Consider the following 21576-nt stretch of genomic DNA (forward strand, 5'->3'; position numbering starts at 1 on the left):
CCATTCAATCGTCCACCCGAGTCGAACGATGAAACGTCCTTCACACGCCGCGTTTCCCAACTTTTGTCGATCCGATTTCAATCGCCGAACCGCGCTGTACGGAATCGGTGCGGGCTTGGGTGCGGTCGCTTTCGAATCGTTACTGCAAGCTGAAACCCAGCAACCACATCATGCCGCCAAAGCCAAGCATTGCATCTTCTTGATGATGGAAGGCGGCCCGTCGCACATCGACACGTTCGATCCCAAACCGGAACTGACCCGCCAACACCTTAAGGCTTTCACTCGCAGCGGCGAAATGGAAAGCGCGATGTCGTCCGGAAAACGCTACTTCGTCAAAAGTCCATTTGATTTCATCAAAGCGGGCCAATCGGGTGCCGACATTTCTACCCCTTGGCTTCATCTCAAGGAGATGGTCGACGACATTTGTTTTTATCGCGGTGCCCAAGTCGAATCGGTCAATCACCCCACCGCCTGCTATCAACTCAACACCGGAAATCAATTCGGCGGTGATCCAGCCGTGGGATCCTGGGTGACGTACGGACTCGGTTCGCCCAACGAGAGCTTGCCGGGCTTTGTCGTCCTGCCTCGGACGAGTTATCCGCAAGGCGGCGCAGGCAACTGGACCAATGGCTTCTTGCCGGCGAAGTTTCAAGGGACTCCATTGCGGGCCGAAGGCAGCCCGATCCTGAATCTGTCACCTCCGCCGGGTGTGTCCGCGATGCGGCAGCGTGAGAACTTGGACCTGCTCGCGGAACTGAATCAATATCATCTGAATGATCGTCCGGGGCGTGGGGACTTGATGGCTCGCATGGAGAGCTACGAACTGGCTTATTCGATGCAAGCCGAGGTGCCGGGCGTCATCGATCTGGAGGGTGAATCACAGGCGACGCTTGATGATTACGGAATCGGCAACCCGGACACCGATGCGTTCGGACGAAAGTGTTTGTTGGCTCGACGTTTGGTCGAGAAGGGCGTGCGTTTTGTTCAAGCTTATGCCGGCAACTGGGATAGTCACGACTACATCCAAAAGGCGCACGGGGCTTTGATCCAAAGCGTCGATCAACCGATCGCCGCTCTGCTTCGCGATCTCAAACAACGTGGCATGCTTCAAGACACGCTGGTCGTTTGGTGCGGTGAATTCGGACGGACGCCCGATAATGGTTTGCGAGGCGGCGACCAATCCTATGGACGCGATCACAACGCCAAGGCGATGGCGATGTGGTTCGCTGGCGGCGGAACCAAGGCGGGCCATACCGTGGGGGCCACGGACGAGATCGGCGCCGAAGCGGTCGAATGTGTCCACCATATCCGCGACGTTCATGTCACACTGTTGCACCTGCTCGGACTCGACGACAATAAGTTGACCTATTATCACGCCGGTCGCCATAAACAGCTATCGCAGTTCGGCGGCAAAGTGATTCACGAATTGTTGGCGTAGGCCGTTTCCAAGGGGCGTTCCTTGGTTTAGTCATGCTGTATTGAGTTTCCACCACGATGAGGATTTTGAGATGACGATTTCCATTTCAAAGCCGAGGTGATGACGACACCGGGCAGCAACGCGGGGATTTACTTCCATACAAAGTATCAGGACGAAGGCTGGCCGAAGCAAGGTTACGAATGCCAGGTCAATATCACGCACCACGATCCTAAGAAAACCAGTTCGTTGTATGGAGTCGTGAACGTCGACGACCCGGGACTGGTGGATAACGTCTGGTGCACGCAGGAAATCTGCGGGTCAAGAAGTTGGATCAGAACTGAACTTCCGTCACGCCACGCGCTCCGGTGGGTAACTTGCCGGTCACGGTGATTTCCGACAGTGGATATCGCCCGGGCACCCATCGTTGATTGCTTTTGGTTGCGAAGGCGGCTTGGCGTACGACAAGTTCTTCGCCGGCAAGCAATGGCTTGTCTTGGTAGAGGAAGTACTGGCCGTTGAGATTGATTGTTAGGTTCGGAATGTCAAAGTCCACTTGGCTTTGAATCACAACCACGTCATCAAGTCGCCGAGCTTGACCGTCGATCGTTGGCAACGGTCTGCGGTCGACGAGAACGCCGACGGGAAGTTCATGCTCGCTGGCCTTACCGAACACGATGGCGTAGGCGCTCAGCGTGATCAATGGAAACAAGCACACGGCCGCCAGGGCCAAAAAAAGGCCACGGGAAGAAAGCTGCGGAGCGGGGCCGATCGAGCGGGGAGGCTCAAATCGCTCGTCGTCTGGATTTGGTAATGGCTGGGTCATGCCGAAGTCGGAACGCCGACAATGATTCGGCGTCACGAGGTTTCCGATCCGCGTCAGTTGTTAACGGCAATTTGTTCGCGTTGGACTTCGGCGGTGAGAATGGCCTTCGCGGTCACCGCGTTTTCGCCCGCTGTTTTGATAACCAACGGAACACGTTGTGAACCGGTGGCGCTGCTGGGGCTCATCTTGACACTGATCACGTGAATTTTCTTTTCGGCACCGTTGTTGGCGAATTCCACGCTCCAGCCTTCGCATTCGATCGAATCGATGGCAAACGGTTCCCTTCCGGTGATCACCAGTCGCTGGATAATTTGTTGTTCCTGCTTAACGGTTCCCAACGCGATCGACTGAGGCGAGATATTCAGCGCGGTCACGACCGTGCCGGAAACTCGCAGGGGTACCCGTGGCATGCTGCGGTCGTTGGTTTGAACGATCACCTCGTCCTGAAAGAATCCCTCAGGAGCATCTTCGCGAACCTGAACACTTAGCTCGTAGGTCGCGTTGGTCGCACCACGTTCGATTTGCTTGAATGTCGGCACGAGCCACGACTGGTTTGCTCGCATGTCAATCACCTGCCAATCGCTACGTCCGGCGTAATAAAGCTTCGTCGTTCCGATCTCGCTTTCGCCTTGGTTGATCGTTCCAATCTCCACGGCTCCGGGATGAAAAACCATATCGGACCGGATATAGCCGTCCACCTTCAGATGAACTTCACTGTAGAACGGTTGATCGATCACCACCGTCAGGGTTGCTCCCTTTTTTCCCCGAAAAGTTGGCGTATTGAAACGAGCCAACAGCGTTCCTTGCGCACCGGCGGGGATGTAGTTCGTGCTCAATATCGGCGTGGTGCAGCCGCAAGAAGCACGAACGGTTTGGATGTGCATGTCCCGCCCGGTCGTGTTGTAGATCGGAAAGGCAAATTCAGTCTTCGATGCGACCGCGACGGTACCGAAGCTATGGCTCTTAATCGGGAAGACCGAATCCGTCCAATCTGCAACGGCGGTGGACGTGATGACAGTCGCCGAAGTAACCGCCAGTGCAACGAAACGGGCCGACCGGGTAAAGAATCGCAACATCACAGGTCCCCTCCGGGAGACATTTGGGAGATTTGGGGATTGATTCAGTCAATAGTACAGCTAGGACAGGATCGGGCAAGATCGAACGGGGGGGAATCACGCAAAACTCGCAGATTCTTTCTCTTTCCTGTCCTACTTCGGATACTTAATACCGTTTTCGGGGTACGAGCGGTCAACACTTCACGAAATCCTCCCAACGCCCGACCATCCCACCGGCAGCATCGCAATCATCGATCGGGTTGGGCTGACCCAACGGATCCGTCCGATTTTGGCGCAGGATGTAGGCTGGGTCGAAGCCGCTTCGGCGAAGACCCGGCAGACCAACCATCGACGATCAACTAGACCAGCTGACTTGCCGGGTGTTCGTCGCAAAGCCTCCTCCACCCAGCCTGCGTTTGGACGCCCGTGCGTTGCGGCCCCGTCGGGCGAAACCTTGGGTTTCGCTCTTGTTGCACCGCGAACGGTTTTGCTAACCCGTCTGGTGAGTGAACGAGTTGTCCGTTTTCAGCGGATCAATCGGGACAAACCCACCCATCCAACCTCCGTCACGCAAGCCAACGATTGGCCGGGAATGCAGCGATGAACGACTTCTTCAAACGACTAAGCTGGCGTCTAACCGGCGGCATCGTCACCATCGGTTTGGGAGCTTTCGCGGCCGCCCAAGCTCAGCGGCAGGAGATCGTTGATGAGACGCCCTTGCCGGCGATGCAGGCCCCGGCTTGGTCCGACTCGTTGCCGATTCCGATCCAGGCCGGGCCAGAACAAGCACAGTATGATTCCTTCGCTCAGGGTTCATCGGCTGACGATATGATGGGCCCCAGCACGATGGGTCCCAGCGTGATGCCGGCCGCTTTTAACACCGACGCTTGGAACCCTCCCGGTAGCGACACTGGTGGTGCTTTGGTGACGACGGTCAACCATGAGGCCCCCGTCGATCAAGAATCAGCCACAGCGAATCAACAGCCGTCGGAAACTCAGCCGCCATCATTCCCAGCCATGTCGATGCCCCAAGCCGTGTCGATGCCGTTGCCCGATGCATCGGCACCTCAGGTCTCGGCACCCCAGGCCTCGGGCGTTCAGGCCTCGGGCGATCAGGTCGCGGACTCAGGCCCGTCGATGATCATGCCGGCAATGGGCATGCCGAGCGGCGACGCAACGACGCAGGCCGATTCGATGCAGGAAGCCGACTCATTCGATCCGGCCGCCTTGGCACCCGCCCCCATGAGCGAGATCTCGATGAGCGAAATCCAGTTCGATCAAGGTCCCGATGTGTCATTGCAACCATCGATGGAACCCTCGAACACGCTGGGACCACCCCGACCCAGCCGATCGGAACCCGCTTACGAATCTGCTGAGTCGGCACCGGCGATGGGCCTGCCGATGAACAACTCGCTGCGCGCGGGGCCCGCTCCGCAGTACGAAGAACCCGCTCCACAATACGGCGACTCCGCTCCGCAGTACCAAGGCCAAGCCCAGCTCGATATGCCGCTGCCCTCGCTGCCTCAACCGCAAGCGATGCCCGCCCAGCAGGCTCCTTACCGAGCAGTCAATCAAGCCGTCAACGAGACCAACAACTCTTACACCGAACCAGCACGGTACCCCAATGAGGTCGGCTCGAGCTACCAAGCTAACCCGCCGGCTCGTTTGGCCGGACATCAAACGATGGGGCTTCCAGGTGGTGCCGATCCACGGGCGTCAGGCAACTCAGGCTACGACAACGCCCGGTACGCCGATCCCAACGGAGATTCGATCGCCGTTAGCATTCCAGGAGACCGCCGTCTCGAAGGTGTGCAAACGCCGAGTGTGGTGATTCACAAGCGGGCACCCTCCGAAGTGAAAGTCGGTCGTCCGGCGACTTTTGTCGTTCAAGTTCGCAACGTCGGTTCGGCCGAAGCCCTCGGCGTTCAGGTCCATGATCGCATCCCCGCCGGGATGGAATTGATCGAAGCGACGCCGGCCCCGATCCGCACCGGCGATCTGTTGACGTGGGACCTCGGCCCGATGCCGATCGGTGACGAGCGTTCGATCACGATGCAATTGATCGCCCGCGAAGAAGGCGAACTCGGCAGCGTCGCGCGCGTCACGTTCGAAGCCGCCGCTTCGGTCCGCACCCGTAGCACGCGGCCGGAACTGAAGATCGTTCAACGTGCCCCACAAAAGGTCTTGATCGGACAACAGCTCGAAATCGAACTTGAAATTTCCAACGTCGGTACCGGCGAAGCGACCGGAGTGATCTTGCAAGAAGACGTCCCCCAAGGACTCGATCACCCACGAGGTCGCCAACTCGACAACGCGCTGGGGACGCTTCGCCCCGGCGAGTCCCGGCGTGAGATCTTGCGTCTGCGAGCGGTCCAGCCTGGCATGATTCGCAACGTCGTTCACTTGGTCGCCGAGGACGCTCAAGAGGTCACCGACTCCGTCGACGTGGAAGTCGTCGCACCGTCGCTGGGCGTGCAATTGGCCGGCCCGAGCCGCCGGTTCCTCGAACGACAAGCGACCTACATGGTCAACATCGAAAATAACGGCACCGCTCCGGCGACGAATGTCGAAGTCATCGCATACCTCGATCGTGGTTTTACCTTCGTCAGCACCGAGAACAACGGTCACTACGATTCCAACCGCCACGCCGTCTTGTGGTCGATCGTGAACTTGCCGCCCGGGGACGCCGGCAGCGTTCCACTGACGTTGCTGCCGGTCGAAGAAGGCGACCAAGCGATTCGTTTGGAAGCCGTCGCCGATCTGGAAACACGGGCCCAAAGTGAAAGCACCGTATCGGTTCAGTCGCAAGCCGAACTGAGTTTCTCGATCGCGGACACGGCCGACCCGATCGAATTGGGAAGCGAAACAACCTATGAAATTCGTGTGAAGAACGCAGGTTCTCGCAACGACACGAACGTCCAAGTTCGCTTGGTCGTGCCCCCGGGGATCGAATTGTTGCAAAGCGACGCGGAGGTCCAAACCGACGGTCGTGGCGGCTTGACGTTTGCCCCGCATGGCAACCTGCCCGCCGGCGGCGACTTGGTGTACCGGGTCCGCGTGCGAGGGACTCAGCCGAACACGCATATCATCAAAGCGATCGTCACCAGTGACCAAGCCCGGGTGCCGGTCACCAAAGAAGAGAGCACGATGGTCTACGAAGACCGTTGATTTTATGGCCGTTGATTTTCAAATTTTTTCGTTTTCACTCTCGACAAGAAAAAGTGAGGACCGATATTATTCGCGGCGCGTGAGGAAAAGCCATTTTGGTGAAAAACCATCTGGCCCCGCCTCTCGTAGTTTCCCTTTGTTGAAGGTGTCTGGGTTCGGACCGGCTTGCAAGGTTGTAGCCGATGAACCCCAGTGCCTGGCAGGACGATCCAAAGCACGATCACCCAGCCGAAAGCGCACGACGTTGCCATACCTAACGCTCGAGCCAGTTTGATCCGCCCGACACTTCGGGGGCTCAAATCTCAGTGGGTCAACACGTTATTGCTGCCCGGATGCGGCCCGATAACGGCGAGGAAAAGTCGGCCTTCGTCTGTCCGGACGAGCTGTCACCTCAGCTTCTTCTGAACAGACGATCTTGGTTCCGTTTTTCTGTTTCCTTTGACTCCACTCTAGCGCAGAGGCACCCCAGCCGTATGATCGCACCGCTACCGCTGCGTAGCTTCGAAAACGAAGTCCGTGATTTCCCTGCCGAAGCTCGCCAACGTGTCGCCCAAGTCAACCTCACCTTTGAACAAGCCCAACAGCTAACCGACGAGCATGGAAGCCCGTTGCTGGTGGTGTCGAAATCGAAACTGATCGACACCTATTGGGCCATGAAAAACTCGATGCCCGGCGTTGATCTTTATTACGCCGCCAAAGCCAACCCCGATCGTCACATCCTGTCGACCCTGTGCGCCGAGAACGCCTACGTCGATGTGTGTTCGGCTGGCGAAATGCACGCCGCACTGGTAGCCGGTTTCACTCCCGATCGGATGTTGCACACGCATCCGTGCAAGACTGATTCGAACTTACTGGAATGCTATGAAGCCGGCGTTCGTTGGTTCGTCTATGACAACCCGATCGAAGCGGCCAAGATCGCTCGGTTGACACCTGATGTGAACTTGCTGTTGCGGATCGCCACGACGGGCGCGAGCAGCAAGATCAATCTGTCGGCGAAGTTCGGTACCCCGATCGAAGAAACATTGGAGATGCTGGCCGTTGCCAAGTCGATGAACTTGAACGTTCGGGGCTTCTCGTTCCACGTCGGTAGCCAGTGCCTCAACCCGGAAGACTACTGCGGCGTGTTGCGAAACATCCGCCAGGTTTGGGAGGACGCTCGCAGCGCCGGCTATCGTCTCGAAGTGCTCGACATCGGTGGCGGTTTCCCCGCTCCGTATCGTGACGACGCCCCGACGATCGAATCATTCGGCGGTGCGATCTGGACCGGTTTGCAAGAAACGTTCGGCGACTTGGACATCCGTTTGATCGCCGAGCCCGGACGCGGCTTGTGCACCGAATGCGTGACCTTGATCACCAAAGTCATCGGCAAGAGCACCCGTTGGGGTATGCCTTGGGTTTACGTCGACGATGGTCTATACGGTTCGTTTTCTGGTAAGATGTTCGACCACACCGACTTCCCCCTGTTCGTCCAAAACGACGGCAGTCGTGAAGTCGGCCCGTGTGTCGTCGCGGGGCCGACCTGCGATAGCAGTGACATCGTTTGCCGCGACCAAATGTTGCCAGAGATGGAACTCGGCGACTTGATTTTGGTCCCGTCGATGGGTGCCTACGCCGGTGCCAGCGCCTCGCCATTTAACGGATTGCCTGTCGCCCGCAGCATCAGTTTCGGATAATCCTATCGTGCTCACAATCGCCGTAATCAGCTACCTTGCGTTGACCATTGTCATCGGGTGCGTTGCCGCCCGAAGGGTTGATGGTGCGCGGGACTTCATGGTGGCGGGACGTTCGCTGCCGCTCTACATGAATTTCGCTTGCGTCTTCGCGACATGGTTCGGGGCCGAGACAGTCTTGTCCGTTTCGGCCACGTTTGCCGGCGAAGGTTTGCGAGCGATCCCTGGTGATCCGTTCGGTTTTTCGTTCTGCCTTGTCTTGGTCGCGTTGTTTTTCGCCAAGGCTTGGTACCGGATGGACTTGCTGACGATCGGTGACTTTTATCGAAAGCGATTCGGCAAGACGACGGAGGTCTTCACGTCCGTCGTCATCGCCATGTCATATCTCGGTTGGGCGGCGGCGCAGCTCACCGCCCTCGGATTGGTGATCTCCGTGCTCGGTCAAACGGCCGGATGGCCGGGGTTGACGATCAACCACGGCATCATGATCGGTGTGGTCATCGTGGCCTTTTACACGGTCATGGGCGGGATGTGGTCGGTCGCGTTGACCGATATGATTCAAACCTTCGTGATCATCGTCGGCCTAATCGTCGTCGCGACCCTGATGGCTCGCGCAGCCGGAGGTGCCGATGTGGTGCTGTCGTCGGCGTACGAGAGTGGACGTTTGCAGGTCTTTCCCGATACCGGTGCCCGTGATTGGCTCGTATACATCGCGGGCTTTCTGACGGCGGCGTTGGGATCGATTCCGCAACAGGACGTGTTCCAGCGGGTTACCAGTGCCAAAGACGAAAAGACAGCGGTTCGCGGGACTTTGTTGGGCGGGATGTTTTACTGTATGTTCGCGTTCGTGCCGATGTTCATCGCCTACGCGGCCGTTGTCATCGATCCAGAATACTTGGCCCAATTCGCCAGCGAAGACAACCGCGAAGTCCAACGGGCGTTGCCTTCGGCGATCATGTTGTCAACGCCGTTTTGGGCTCAGGCTTTGTTTTTAGGTGCACTCGTATCGGCGATCCTTTCGACCGCAAGCGGTACGCTGTTGGCCCCCACCAGTTTGATCGTCGAGAATGTCATCAAGCCGTTCGCACCTGAGATGAGCGACCACGTGATGTTGCGATGGTTGCGAGTGGTGCTGTTGATCTTTGCCGGTGTCGCACTGTACCAAGCCCTCAGCAGCAACAACACGATGTACGAGATGGTGCAACAAGCCTACAGCGTTCCGTTAGTCGGAGCACTCGCACCGTTGGCAGTCGGATTGGCTTGGAAGGGTGCCACGACCCAAGGCGCCTTGTGTAGTATCGTCGCGGGCGTGAGTACGTGGTTGCTGGTCGGTTATTTCTCGCCTGACTTCATCGTGCCTTCTCAACTGTGTGGCTTGGCGGCAAGCTTGATCGCCATCGTCGTCGGTTCGCTGTTGCCCCAAATGAGCGGCGGTGGCCCAGCGACTACTCCTCACCCGTCTGAGTGAATGCTACGCGGTTGAACCCAAACGTCGGCTAAAGAGAGCAACGAAGCCTTAGGTTCGCGAGATTTGCCAACGCGGCACTTTCCAAATCGGCACCTGCCGTTTCATTTCGACGATGAACTCATCGATGAACCGGATCGCTTCGTCGCGATGTTCGCCCGCGACTTGTAAGACGAACGAGCATTCGCCGGCCGCCACGAACCCTTCACTGTGATCGACATCCACGGCGAGTATGCCGTGTCGTTGAGCCTGGGCGGCGGCCAATCGCGTTAACTCGCGAGTCGTCATGGGTTGATAGACTTGGTACTTCAAACCCTCGATCGGCTTTTCACGAGCGGCGTTTAGGTCTTCCACGTCGATAGATTTTTCATTCGGCCGGACGATCCCTCGAAACATGATGACCGCACCGGCGTTATCAATCGACGCCGGCGGGAACGGATATGGCGAATGGATCGGCCCGTTGGTCACGCGGACTTCAACGAGCGTCTCAATGGGGCGTTCATCCACCGCTAATCAATCCGATCAAAGCGACTTCGTCATCAGCCTCGATGAGCGATTCGGGTGCTGCGAATTCTTGATTGACGGCCAACCGGCTGACCGCGATCGACGGCTCGAGCGCGGGATATTGCCTTACCAGTTCGGAGATCATGTCGGACACTCGGATCGGAAATTCAACGTTGCTGACCAAAGCCTCGTTGGCTTGAAGCGTTAACGCCTGCGGGCCAAAGACAAGGATTCGGCATGACGGGTTGGTGGGGATTTTCATTGATGACTTCGTTTCCATTTAGAGCCTATCCGAAAAGGGGTCTGACCCTTTGGGGGCGAGTCAATTTTCGTTGCTTTTCTGGTTTCGCGGGAGAGGGTCAGACCCCTTTTCGGATAGGCTCTTAGCCTCCGATCGCGTGCATGGGACGAGATGGTCGCAGGAACGTCAGATCGTCGGTACCGTGGCCGGCTCGTTTGGCGGTGATGGCGGCGACGATCAAATCACGGATCGGCTGGTCGTCTTCACTAGTACGCAACAAGGCACGCACGTCTCCGTTGTCTTCGCCGAACAAACAATTTCGCAGCTGACCGTCCGCCGTGATGCGAAAGCGATCGCAACTGTGACAGAAAGGCTCGGTCACCGATGCGATCACGCCCACCCGACCATGGCCGTCGGCGAATTCATAGTCTTTCGACGGTGACGAGGTGTTCGCCGCAACAGGCTTCAGTGGTCCGAAGTGATCCGCAAATCGTCGCAAAATCTCTTTCGCCGAAAAGACGGATGTTTCGTCCCATTGACCGTCACTGTCGAGCGGCATGAACTCGATGAACCTGATCGGGATATCCGTTCGTCGTGTGAATTCGCCGAACGCGGTGATCTGGTGTTCGGTCAAGCCTCGCATTGCGATCGAATTGATTTTGACCCGCATCCCGATCTCGTGGGCCGCGTTGATGCCGCAGAGAACTCGGTCGAGTTCATCACGACGGGTTGTTGTTTGAAACGAAGCCGCGTCGAGTGCGTCCAGACTCACGTTGACGTATCGCAACCCGGCCGCGAAAAGTTCCTCAACTTGATCGGCCAGAAGAACGCCGTTGGTCGTCAGCGCGATCTTGCCAAGACCTTCGATACGGCTTAAGGATCCGACCAGACGATGCAATTGAGATCGAACGAGCGGCTCGCCTCCGGTTAAACGCACGTCATCGACGCCCAACGAAACGGCCACTCGGGTGAATCGCTCGATCTCCTCGAACGTCAAAATCTCGCTGCGGGGTTGATAGTCGGGGGTATGCTCGGGCATGCAGTAAGTGCATCGCAGATTACAGCGATCCGTGACGCTGATGCGAAGACTACGGTGAACTCGCCCAAAGCGATCGACTAACATTCCATTTACTTCATGCGGACGCGGCAAAGGTTGGCATCGTTGGTGATGAATAACCATGACTCACTCGGGTCGAACGTGCAATTGCTGGTCCGTCCACCGGTTACAATTCGGCCGATCAGCTTGCCTGCGGGCGTCATCACGTAAATTCCTCCCGGGCCGCTGCCGAACAACGTGCCGCTGGAATGCACCGCCATCCCGTCGGGTAGACCGGGGAATTCTTTCATGAACTCCGATGCGTCGGCCAGTTCTCGTTGGGGCCCCAGCTTACCATCTTCCTTGAGGTCGAATGCGACCCACACCGGTCGCTGCGGATCGCTTTGAGCGATGTAAAGCGTTTTTTCATCCGGCGACAAACCGATTCCGTTAGGGCGAGTCATCTCAGTGGTCAATAACTCGATCTTGCCATCGGCCGAACGCCGATATACGCCAAAATGATCGAGCTGTCGCAGTGGATCGCTTTCACGGTTGGGAAGGCCATACGGCGGATCGGTGAAGTACAGGTTGCCCGCTTGGTCGAATACCAAGTCGTTGGGGCTGTTGAGCCGTTTTCCATCATATCGATCGGCGAGGGTCAACTTGCCGCCTCCGGGCGTCAACATGGAAACGCGGCGATCCCCGTGTTCGCACATGCACAGTCGGCCTTCGCCGTCGAGCATCAAACCGTTGCTGCCCGGTTCGAGTCCGTAATAGGAAACCCCGGTGTAGCCGCTCGGGTTCATGAACGTGTCGATGCCGCGACCGGGCGTCCAGCGAAAGATCGTGTTTCGCGGAATGTCCGAGAACAACAAGCATCCCGATTCGAATTCGCATCCATCGACGCTCGCGTTGCTCGGTACCCATACCGGCCCTTCGGTCCAGGTAAACCCGCTGGCTAAGACTTCGATCTCGGCATCCTCGCCGATCAGGTTATTGAACGACGAATCCAACGATTCGATCCGCCCAAGGGTTCGGTACAGCGGGGTGGTTTGAGAGTAGGCTTGAGGCATTTGAGAGACCATTGCGATGCCCGAGATCGCAACGCAGAGAAGTAGGTGACGCATGATGGGGGACGTGGGTGAGAGGAACCGTTTGGTGGGTGTCATCATCTTAATCGCTCCGACGCCCGAGCGGTTGGGGGTTCCTTTTTTTACCACAAGGCGCCAACCAACGAGCGACTAGGTAATGGCGACTTTTAGTCGCCAATCAGGATGCGTCGACTGAAAGTCGACGCCACGTTCAGAACGCTTCCTGCAATTGCCGCGTCTGAATCGTCAAGTTGCGATCGGGATCGTCGGTCAAGTAGACCGATTGCGTCGGGAAGGCGAAATCGATGCCGGCTTCATTGAATCGTTCCAAGACCATTCGATTGACCCGTGTGGCGTGGTCCAAGTAGCTGAACCAACCGCGTTCCGTATCACGTTGAACACGGTTGGACTCCCGGTCCATCATGTACCAATAATCCGCACGCAGATTGAGGTAGTACGCCCCAAACCGATCAAACCAAACCTTCGGCGGATGAGCTTCCAGATCACTTTGGCCATCGCTGACGATGTCGTCGCTCGTCAGAATGTCTTGGAGTATTGAGATCGCTTCGTCGACTTTTTGGGGCGGTGTGTCGTAAGTGATTTGGACGTCCATCATGCGTCGCAAATATTTTCGCATCGATAAGTTCTCCACGGGATTGTCGATGAACTTCATGTTCGGCACCGAGAGAATCTCACCGGACAGCAGACGAATGCGAGTCACCTGCAACGAGACATCCTGAACTTCGCCGATCTCGCGATCAAACTTTACCCAATCGCCGTCGAGAAACGGTCGGTTGGCGAAGATCGTCAACGCTCCAAACAGATTTTTAACGGCGTCCTGCGCGGCCAATGATAACGCCAAGGCGACGATACTGAACCCGCCGATCAGCGCGGCGACGTTCCATTTAAAAACGTTTTGAAAAACGAATAATAGAAGTACGATCGTCGCGATCACCCGCAGGCTGCGACGGACGACCAGTGACATCATCCGTGCGTAGGGATCCGTATTGTTAAAAAAGCTTCTTCGAACGCCCAGACACATCAATTCAATGACGCTGACGAGCATATAAACGCCCGCAAGCACGATGGCGGCCTCGATGACATTCCAGCGGAAGTTTGAAAGCACGGGATGCATATAGATTTTCGCCGATCCGATGGCGAAACCGAAAACGGTCACCAAAATCACCGCCGGAATCATCAAGCTAGTCAACATCGGCGTGATTAAATCGTCGCCGCTATTTTCGCGTTTGTCAATTAAATGATTGACGAGCTTGTAGATCAGCCAACCGCACGCGATGCCGCCCAGAGCCCACGTCAGCGCGAGCAGCCAATCCGACGTGGCGGTTTTTTGGAAGGTCGGTTCGACGACGCTAAGAAACAACTGCCCTTCGCGTTGCTTTTGCGTTCGCGGTGGAATGTCTTTCATGCTGTCGAGCAACTTGTCGACACCTTCGGCGGTATTGGGGCTGAATATCCAACGACCATCTTGATGAACCAATACGATGCGTCCCTGGGGAGCTTCGCCCAAGGCATCGTAAGCCCACGCGTTCTCGATCCCACGAGGGAATAGTTCGTAGCGGCTAGTCTTTTCCTGCTCAACCGTCTTTTCGCCGGGAAGCAAACCGGGCGTGATTTCAGGAAGTCGATCGAAGACGCGGAACAAGTCCCTCGCGACTTGCTCTTTCTGATCGGTGGTATCGGGCAAACAATCCGTTGCACGAGAGAACGGTTCGAGTCGTCCTTGAACCACGTGATTCATTGCTTCCAAGAAAGTCATCACGGTGTCGCGGGGGCTCGCCTGTGAATCATATTCGGGAGATTCGACGCTCGGTTGATGCCCGGCGGGCTTGAACCAATCGAGCATCGCGTCGCCCCCGGATTCCATCAACTCGAAAAAACCAACTTGAGTCGATTTCGGACGACCGCCGTCAGGTTTGCTCTCCCCCGAGGATAGCAGCGACTGAGCCGACGTCACCGATGCCAGTCCGGTGGTGAGCAGAAGAGAAACGATAAGCCGAGAAAACATAAATGCTGCCGAAGCGAGACGGAAAGACATAGCCGTCTGCTATCGGTTGCAATGTTCATGCCAATGTGATTCTCGCCTAGTTCGGCGAGGCAATTGCCACTAGTGCAAGTAGTTTACCTGCACAAGCGCTTCGTAATCGAACTGCTTATCGAAACCATCTCGAAGAGGAATCGCCATGGCTGGGGTGACGATGAAGTCGTTCTTTTTGCCGAAGACAAAGTGCGCTCCGAGCGTCGTGTTAACGATGTCGAAGTTGTTTTGTAGGGCGGTGTAGTCAAACGTGTTTTGCGTGATGAGGTCAGCATCTTGCAATGTAGTTGTGTAATGCAATTCCGCGTTGCTGATCACCGCGTTCAGACCGTTGTCCGATTGGGCTCGTTGATACAAAAGACAGTGAAGAGAAAAGTCCAAGTGCATCAAGTTGGAATCCGTGAACACACCGACCTGCTCGAGGGTTCCCAAACCAGGATCGTTGAGGTTGTTGTTGACGTGAACGGGGTCGCCGTTGGCAGCGAGATCCAATTGCATGTAGGCCTGAGCGGTCCAGTCGCCCCAACGCTTGAGCACCGACGTGAACGGTTGAATTTGAACCGTTTTGTTTTCGATGTTGACCAGATCAAACCCGTCCATTGTGATCTCGGTATCGTCGGCGGTGGGGATGGACACGCCCAAACCTCCTACCCACATGAAGTCATTTCCTCGGAACAGCGAGGCTTTCCCGATAAACGCGACATTTCCCACTTCCATGTCGCGTGCTTCCGCGTCGTTGAGACTTTGGCGGCTACCATAGGTGGCAGCGACCGGTAAACGAACTTCCATCGAGAAAAGATCTTCGACGACCACGCGTTCCATGCCGACGACAAAACGGCTGATATCCCCCAAACCGCCGACGAAGTCATTGAAGAAGCTGTAGTTGAAGAAAGCTCGGTCGCGAATCTCAGGGCTGTAGTTCTCAGAAATTTTGACTCGTCGAACGCTCACCCCAGGACTGGGGACCGGACGGAGTTCGCCGTCACCGCCACCACCGATGCCTCCGAGGCTGCGAGTGTACACATAATTGTAGTACCACAAATCACCGTCCAGCGGATCACCGGCAACCGCGTCCGTTCCCGTCGAGCCGTTGGTGTAAACGATCGTTCCACCGTCATAAGTAAAACCGGGTCCGGGAGCCAAGGGTGCGTCGGTCGGCGGCAATGGTTCAGCCAGATCATAGGTGTCGATGAAGGAATCGTTTCCCGCCACATCAAATCCGGGTCCGACGGAGATCAAGTCCGGAAAATTGGAACCGCCGGGTGCGATCAGGTCAAAGGTAGGATTGGGAGACCCGAAGCCAGCCGCATAGCCGCTCGAGATGACTCGAATCGTTGTGTTGAACTGCGCAAACCCGCCGCCGGCGAAATCGCCAATGACCGTTGGAGCCGCCGAAAAAGAGCTTTGCGTGCTCGCAAAACTCGATTGAAAATCCGATGCATTGATGTTGTCAAAATTGTTCGTCGCCGGAGTATCGTCGGGTGCCGCAGCGGGAGGATCGTTTTCGGACTGCGCCGGCGGCACTTCATCCGAGGGTGTTTCCGACGGATCATCCGTTACCGGCGGATCGAAGGGCTGCGACGGTTGCCCCATCGGTGCCGACATCCCCGGTGAAAGCGGAATGGAGTCGTGATACCAACTCGGTGGCACAGGTGCCGAAGGACTCATGGGACCGTGCGGATAAACGTGCGGGTTGCAGTCGCTCGGTGGACAGTGCTGAGGGATCGTCGGTGGGCAAGCTCCGTTCCAGTGCGCGTCCGCCGCCGCCAAACGGGACCGTTCCACGACCGAACCGCCCGCCGAGAACGCTATTCCCAACCCAATGCTGGCCAAAAGACGCAAACGACGCTGGACGACGCTGGGTGACATTCTGGATGACGGCATCATGGCCTCGGGACGGATTCGATTAACAAAACGGGACAACCGTCATCACTCTGACGGTCGATTCAACCCTCACTATCGGATCACCCTCCCTCGGGGAATCATCATAATTGGTGTGATCGGAAGCCGGTCTTTGGCATTCTGACGCCGCTTTGTCAAACTGTACCGATTAACCAGCCTGGTTGATTTCAATACGTCGATCGAGGTTCAACGTAGGCTGGGTGGAGGAGAGCTTTGGCAACGAACACCCGGCGGGTCGGGTGTGTTTGGAAAGCTAACGGCCAGATGTTGAATGTCCTTGGGGACTGCCGGGTCTGCGCCGAAGCGGCTGCGACCCAGCCTACTTCGTTAAGGACGGGTTAAGGGGAGTCAACGTAGGCTGGGTGGAGGAGAGCTTTGGCGACGAACACCCGGCGGGTCGGGTGTGCTTGGAAAGCTAACGGCCAGATGGCGAATGTCCTTGGGGACTGCCGGGTCTGCGCCGAAGCGGCTGCGACCCAGCCTACATCGTTAAGGACGGGTTAAGGGGAGTCAACGTAGGCTGGGTGGAGGAGAGCTTTGGCGACGAACACCCGGCGGGTCGGTGTGCTTGGAAAGCTAACGGCCAGATGGCGAATGTCCTTGGGGGACTGCCGGGTCTGCGCCGAAGCGGCTGCGACCCAGCCTACATCGTTAAGGACGGGTTAAGGGGAGTCAACGTAGGCTGGGTGGAGGAGAGCTTTGGCGACGAACACCCGGCGGGTCGGGTGTGCTTGGAAAGCTAACGGCCAGATGGCGAATGTCCTTGGGGACTGCCGGGTCTGCGCCGAAGCGGCTGCGACCCAGCCTACATCGTTAAGGACGGGTTAAGGGGAGTCAACGTAGGCTGGGTGGAGGAGAGCTTTGGCGACGAACACCCGGCGGGTCGGGTGTGCTTGGAAAGCTAACGGCCAGATGTTGAATGTCCTTGGGGACTGCCGGGTCTGCGCCGAAGCGGCTGCGACCCAGCCTACATCGTTAAGGACGGGTTAAGGGGAGTCAAAGTAGGCTGGGTGGAGGAGAGCTTTGGCGACGAACACCCGGCGGGTCGGGTGTGTTTGGAAAGCTAACGGCCAGATGTTGAATGTCCTTGGGGGACTGCCGGGTCTGCGCCGAAGCGGCTGCGACCCAGCCTACATCGTTAAGGACGGGTTAAGGGGAGTCAACGTAGGCTGGGTGGAGGAGAGCTTTGGCGACGAACACCCGGCGGGTCGGGTGTGCTTGGAAAGCTAACGGCTAGATGGTGAATGTCCTTGGGGGACTGCCGGGTCTGCGCCGAAGCGGCTGCGACCCAGCCTACTTCGTTAAGGACGGGTTAAGGGGAGGTTGAGTCGATTGATTAAATCGGGAGGACCAGCGGTGGGATGCTGCATCATGCCTTCTTGGCTTGAATCTTCGGCGACGGTTCGTGAAACATATTGCACCGTTTCACGAAGACTCACTTCGCCATCGCGGTCCAGGTCCGCTTTGCCCGCCAAAGCCTCGAGCAACCGAGACGTGAATCGACCCAAACCGGCTTCGACGACTTCGGCGGCCTCTTCACGTCCTTCGCTCGCCGTGATCGTCATCACGACATCGTCCTGCAGCACTCGAATCGCCGACTTGAGGTCATCCTCACGCATGAAACTTTGCACGGCTCCGCTGTGGCACGAATCGAGGATTGCCAGTTTACGACACGGTAGACTCGCAAACACGCTCAAGTCAGATAACGACACGCAGTCGTTGTATTGATCGTTCATGAGATCCCGATAATCCGCGTCGGCTGAGACGAAATACCATTGTCCGGTTCGACGGTCCCGCATCCCGTGGCCGCACAAATACATGACTACCAAATCATCCGGTCCGACTGCTTCTTTCAATTGATCCAATGTCGATCGGGCATAGATTCGCCACAACGATCGAGTCGCTTGCGAATCAACCAGTTGCGTCGTGGTCACGTCATAAAGCGGTTCGGCGTACTGCCGCAAAGCGTCCGCGACCGCGTCGGTGGCTTTGGCGGCAAAGTCGAGTGGTAGGATGTTCGGATCGGCGTATCGGCTGATTCCCATCGCGATCAAATGCATCTTAGCTTTGGCCGGTGGTGTCGCTTGCAGACGACGCACGACGATGGTTTCGCGTGCCGCCGATTGCGAATTGGTTGCCGCATAAACATCCAACTGCAATTCCGTCTGTCGCGGTAATTCGAAGTCCCAGCGGAATTCGGTCGTCGTCGCATCGATCGTTTCTTGAGACTTCAATACACCGGGAATACCATCCATGAACGCTTTCACCGAAGCAATCCCCACACCAGCCGGGCTTTCGATGCGAGCGATCACTTCGGTGCTCGGTCCAGGGCCCACCGTCGGCGTCTTGCCTAGCATTTCGGGAATCGGAGAAAGAATTCGGATGCGAGGTCGCGACGCGATCTGATTGATGATTGCCGTTTCGCCCGGCGGAGGTCCGCCGCCGAGCGTCACTCGCATCGCCGCGGCCAACGACCCCGACGACAATAGCCGCCGCATCACAGCGGGACGTTCTAAAGAAGCACGAAACTGATCGGCACGAAAATACTCGACGTCTGCACCGAGTCCCCGGTTGAGTTGCCATCCGAAACGTTGGTTGCCCGCCAACGACGCGTTGTAAATGCCTGTTGGTGTCCACATCGCCCATTCACGTTCCTCATCGATCAACACCGTCGCCAGCGGATACCATGCGGGAAACATTTGGAACGTCTCGATCGGTCGGCCTTGTCGGTCCACTTCAAAAACGACTTGGGTATCGAACGTGGTTTCTGCAAGTGCCTTCCCGATCGTCTCGGGTGTCTCGGCCGTCACGGTCTTGCCCTGTTCATCGGGCCACTTCAAGCGACTGACTTGATCCCCGATCCGAACGCCACGAAAAAACAACGGACCGGCTTCATCGATGCTGGCCACAGTGAGTTTTCCGTCGAGGGTCTCGAACGTTGCGCCCCAGCGATTGACCATGTCGGATGTGGTCATGACCTCACCCAAGTTCCAAGCACACAGCGTCGCATCGTCGCTGCCGGTCAACAGGAAGCGTCCATCTGCGGAGGCACTGGTCGATCGCACGGTGCCGAAGTGTCCGCGAAATTGCCGGACAATTTTCAGCGGAACATTCGCTATGGCTGATGGGTCTGCAGCGAGTGAAAACACATAGACATTGTTTTGGCCTTCGGTGCCGACGATGGCCAACGGTTGGCCTTGGATTTCTACCGTGCTTACCGTCGTCGGACGGCCGTGAAGTTCGGGACGCAGCGGAAGGGTGCCGAGGAGCGTTTCATCCCGATACAGCTGGAAGACATTGAAGTCGGTGGCCGATGGCCGAACGGTAATTTTTGTATCGAGCCTTTGTCCTTCCAAGAACTGATCGTCTGCGATGTCATCGACGGGGACCGATTCGAGTGACAGATCCGAAAGATTGAAGACCTCCGAAAACGGCTTGTCACCATCGTCGGTTTTTGCACGAGAAATCGCTACCCGCACAGGATCGGCTTGGGCGCTCGCGGCGATCCGAGTGATCGGCTTGATCGGAGTCTTGAGCACCTGCCGTGCTGAAGTGTTCCATCGTCCCTCGGCGTCGGTGTCATGGATTTGCAATGCGTTTCCGATCGCCAAGACCACGGATCGATTCGTCGGGTCGAACACACCCGACGCTGCGGTTTCTTTCAGAACCATCGAGTCGATCAGACGGGTGGGTTGGGTGGTCAGATCGTACAACGCAACGATGGCGGGGGAATCATCCGCCTCGGTTCCGACGAGTAACCGCCCGCCGGACGCATCGATGTCCACGAACAACGGGCGACCATCGACGGAAACGTTCTCGACGGCGAGTGTATTTGTCTCCGGTTGTCGTCGCCATAGTTTCACTTCGCGGGCGGTATGACAGGCGACCGCGAGTACTCGTTGGTCAGACGACGAACGCAGCTGAGTGATCAGTCCCGGTATCTCGCCGTCGAGTCGAACGGGCTGACTGCCAGACTCCGGTGCATGCAATTGCACCTGCCAAATCGGAAACGTGAATTCGCCGCCACCCGGGATCGGGTTGCGGTGCAAGCGATTGAGATGAGTCGTGGCGATCTGGCCGCCGAAGGTCGTCATTGCGTGAAAACGACGAAACGGCTTCAATAATTTCGCGGTCGAATCGCCGTACGTACTCGTGTCTTCGCCGATGATCGTCTCCGGTCGCCATCGACCCGATGACGGATCCGTCGTCCAACGCACAACGCGTCCCGCCAAGTCCGCCGAGACCAATATGGGCGTAGCGTCTTTCGACCATGACAAACTATCCACGGTCACGCGGTGCGCGGCCGTGTAGTCGGCAAGCGAACGAATCCATTTTCCGGTAGCGGCATCGGCGACCCACACTTCCCCGGTCCCCCCCATCGCACCGTAACCGGCCATCGCAATTTCGTTTTGACGAATCGCCAAGTCATTGATAACACCACGGGGGCCACGCCAAACTTGCCATCGAACCGTCCGGGTGTGAACCCATTGCTGCGGGTTCCGCAGATCCCGTTGCCAAACATGGACATCCTTGTCTTGCCCGGCGGTGATCAAACGGTCGCCCGTCTCGTTGAATCGAACGACGTTGACTCGGCTGCTGTGCCCGTCGTAGTTCAATCGCAAGATCGGTCGCTGATCGCCTGGCGTGTCGTCATCCGCGTCCGTTGGGTCTTGGTCAGCCTTGGGGGTGGCATCGGCAACAGGGGCGTCTTTCATGTCGCCTCGCTGCAAAACCAACTCCGTCGGCATCATCGGCAACAGATTCCCGGCATCGCTTGAGTCTTGGACCACACGTTTTGTTCCTCGCAATGACGTTTCGCCAGGAAGGTCTTGAGTCGACTGGATCGCTTCCTGAGCGGCACGTCGCTCGTTTGCGTTGGGTAGACGCGTCTCGTCAGGCAATTGTGCGGTCGCAATGGCCGTCGCCGACGCGAACGCCCAAACCAAAACTCGCGTTAGCCCGCTCGGCATCGATTTGTAGAGTGCGCGGTTAATGATCATGAGGCGTTTCAAAGAACGTGGGAAAAGTACCCAAACCGGAGAAACCTTTATGGTATCCTAAAGCCCCCCGGAGTGTCGGAACCGTTTTGTAATCGCTTCGACTGGGGAACCGATTCTGACATGCTCGCGGTCGGCTTTCCGCATCATT

At 57.2% G+C, this 21576-nt stretch carries 13 protein-coding genes and 1 pseudogene; 5 read left to right on the forward strand and 9 right to left on the reverse strand.

Annotation, left to right across the window (positions count from 1 at the left end):
- Positions 1 to 28: 28 nt before the first annotated feature.
- A complete protein-coding gene (locus Pla100_RS01005; protein ID WP_146575837.1) occupies positions 29 to 1438 on the forward strand; it encodes a DUF1501 domain-containing protein in 1410 nt (469 codons plus the stop codon).
- An 84-nt stretch (positions 1439 to 1522) separates the two neighbouring features.
- Positions 1523 to 1807 (forward strand): annotated as a pseudogene (locus Pla100_RS01010) (family 16 glycoside hydrolase); the annotation flags it as partial.
- Here Pla100_RS01010 and Pla100_RS01015 read toward each other — a convergent pair.
- Both Pla100_RS01015 and Pla100_RS01020 read right to left on the reverse strand, forming a co-directional pair.
- The gene (locus tag Pla100_RS01015) at positions 1749 to 2240 is read right to left on the reverse strand and encodes a hypothetical protein (RefSeq protein WP_146575838.1); all 492 of its coding nucleotides are present in this window, start codon (positions 2238 to 2240) and stop codon (positions 1749 to 1751) included. The pseudogene Pla100_RS01010 and the gene Pla100_RS01015 sit on opposite strands and share 59 nt — an antisense overlap.
- A gap of 53 nt (positions 2241 to 2293) precedes the next feature.
- Complete coding sequence (locus Pla100_RS01020) at positions 2294 to 3316, reverse strand: DUF1573 domain-containing protein (protein WP_146575839.1); 1023 nt, start codon at positions 3314 to 3316, stop codon at positions 2294 to 2296.
- A 579-nt stretch (positions 3317 to 3895) separates the two neighbouring features.
- On the opposite strand from Pla100_RS01020, the gene Pla100_RS01025 reads away from it, so the two are divergent.
- From Pla100_RS01025 to Pla100_RS01035, 3 genes are all read left to right on the forward strand, one after another.
- The gene (locus Pla100_RS01025) at positions 3896 to 6463 is read left to right on the forward strand and encodes a DUF11 domain-containing protein (RefSeq protein ID WP_146575840.1); all 2568 of its coding nucleotides are present in this window, start codon (positions 3896 to 3898) and stop codon (positions 6461 to 6463) included.
- 473 nt (positions 6464 to 6936) lie between these two features.
- Positions 6937 to 8136 (forward strand): type III PLP-dependent enzyme, encoded by a 1200-nt coding sequence (locus Pla100_RS01030; RefSeq protein WP_146575841.1) that lies wholly within the window; start codon positions 6937 to 6939, stop codon positions 8134 to 8136.
- A gap of 7 nt (positions 8137 to 8143) precedes the next feature.
- Positions 8144 to 9601, forward strand: coding sequence for a sodium:solute symporter family protein (locus Pla100_RS01035; RefSeq protein WP_231602528.1), 1458 nt, complete (start codon positions 8144 to 8146; stop codon positions 9599 to 9601).
- A 48-nt stretch (positions 9602 to 9649) separates the two neighbouring features.
- Here the strand turns inward: Pla100_RS01035 and Pla100_RS01040 are convergent, their stop codons facing one another.
- The 7 genes from Pla100_RS01040 to Pla100_RS01070 form a co-directional block, all read right to left on the reverse strand.
- Positions 9650 to 10105 carry a molybdenum cofactor biosynthesis protein MoaE gene (locus Pla100_RS01040; protein WP_146575842.1) on the reverse strand — a complete coding sequence of 152 codons (456 nt, stop codon included), beginning with the start codon at positions 10103 to 10105 and terminating at the stop codon, positions 9650 to 9652.
- Entirely contained in the window at positions 10098 to 10364 is a 267-nt protein-coding gene (locus Pla100_RS01045; protein WP_146575843.1) for a MoaD/ThiS family protein, read from the reverse strand. The genes Pla100_RS01040 and Pla100_RS01045 overlap by 8 nt, the downstream gene beginning before the upstream one ends.
- Positions 10365 to 10485: 121 nt before the next feature.
- Positions 10486 to 11466, reverse strand: a complete 981-nt coding sequence (moaA, locus tag Pla100_RS01050; protein WP_146575844.1) for a GTP 3',8-cyclase MoaA — start codon at positions 11464 to 11466, stop codon at positions 10486 to 10488.
- A 5-nt stretch (positions 11467 to 11471) separates the two neighbouring features.
- Positions 11472 to 12551 carry an SMP-30/gluconolactonase/LRE family protein gene (locus Pla100_RS01055; protein WP_390620542.1) on the reverse strand — a complete coding sequence of 360 codons (1080 nt, stop codon included), beginning with the start codon at positions 12549 to 12551 and terminating at the stop codon, positions 11472 to 11474.
- A 130-nt stretch (positions 12552 to 12681) separates the two neighbouring features.
- Positions 12682 to 14526, reverse strand: coding sequence for a mechanosensitive ion channel family protein (locus Pla100_RS01060; protein ID WP_231602530.1), 1845 nt, complete (start codon positions 14524 to 14526; stop codon positions 12682 to 12684).
- 69 nt (positions 14527 to 14595) lie between these two features.
- Entirely contained in the window at positions 14596 to 16413 is a 1818-nt protein-coding gene (locus Pla100_RS01065) for a hypothetical protein (protein WP_146575845.1), read from the reverse strand.
- A gap of 1316 nt (positions 16414 to 17729) precedes the next feature.
- Complete coding sequence (locus Pla100_RS01070) at positions 17730 to 21428, reverse strand: caspase family protein (protein WP_146575846.1); 3699 nt, start codon at positions 21426 to 21428, stop codon at positions 17730 to 17732.
- Positions 21429 to 21576 lie beyond the last annotated feature (148 nt).

Origin of the sequence: Neorhodopirellula pilleata (genome assembly GCF_007859915.1) — a bacterium.
Taxonomy (GTDB): domain Bacteria; phylum Planctomycetota; class Planctomycetia; order Pirellulales; family Pirellulaceae; genus Rhodopirellula; species Rhodopirellula pilleata.

Coding starts and splice junctions, on each gene's coding strand:
- Pla100_RS01005 (WP_146575837.1), top strand. CDS start 29: ATGAAACGTCCTTCACACGCCGCGTTTCCCAACTTTTGTCGATCCGAT.
- Pla100_RS01015 (WP_146575838.1), bottom strand. CDS start 2,240: ATGACCCAGCCATTACCAAATCCAGACGACGAGCGATTTGAGCCTCCC.
- Pla100_RS01020 (WP_146575839.1), bottom strand. CDS start 3,316: ATGTTGCGATTCTTTACCCGGTCGGCCCGTTTCGTTGCACTGGCGGTT.
- Pla100_RS01025 (WP_146575840.1), top strand. CDS start 3,896: ATGAACGACTTCTTCAAACGACTAAGCTGGCGTCTAACCGGCGGCATC.
- Pla100_RS01030 (WP_146575841.1), top strand. CDS start 6,937: ATGATCGCACCGCTACCGCTGCGTAGCTTCGAAAACGAAGTCCGTGAT.
- Pla100_RS01045 (WP_146575843.1), bottom strand. CDS start 10,364: ATGAAAATCCCCACCAACCCGTCATGCCGAATCCTTGTCTTTGGCCCG.
- moaA (WP_146575844.1), bottom strand. CDS start 11,466: ATGTTAGTCGATCGCTTTGGGCGAGTTCACCGTAGTCTTCGCATCAGC.
- Pla100_RS01055 (WP_390620542.1), bottom strand. CDS start 12,551: ATGATGACACCCACCAAACGGTTCCTCTCACCCACGTCCCCCATCATG.
- Pla100_RS01060 (WP_231602530.1), bottom strand. CDS start 14,526: ATGTCTTTCCGTCTCGCTTCGGCAGCATTTATGTTTTCTCGGCTTATC.
- Pla100_RS01065 (WP_146575845.1), bottom strand. CDS start 16,413: ATGATGCCGTCATCCAGAATGTCACCCAGCGTCGTCCAGCGTCGTTTG.
- Pla100_RS01070 (WP_146575846.1), bottom strand. CDS start 21,428: ATGATCATTAACCGCGCACTCTACAAATCGATGCCGAGCGGGCTAACG.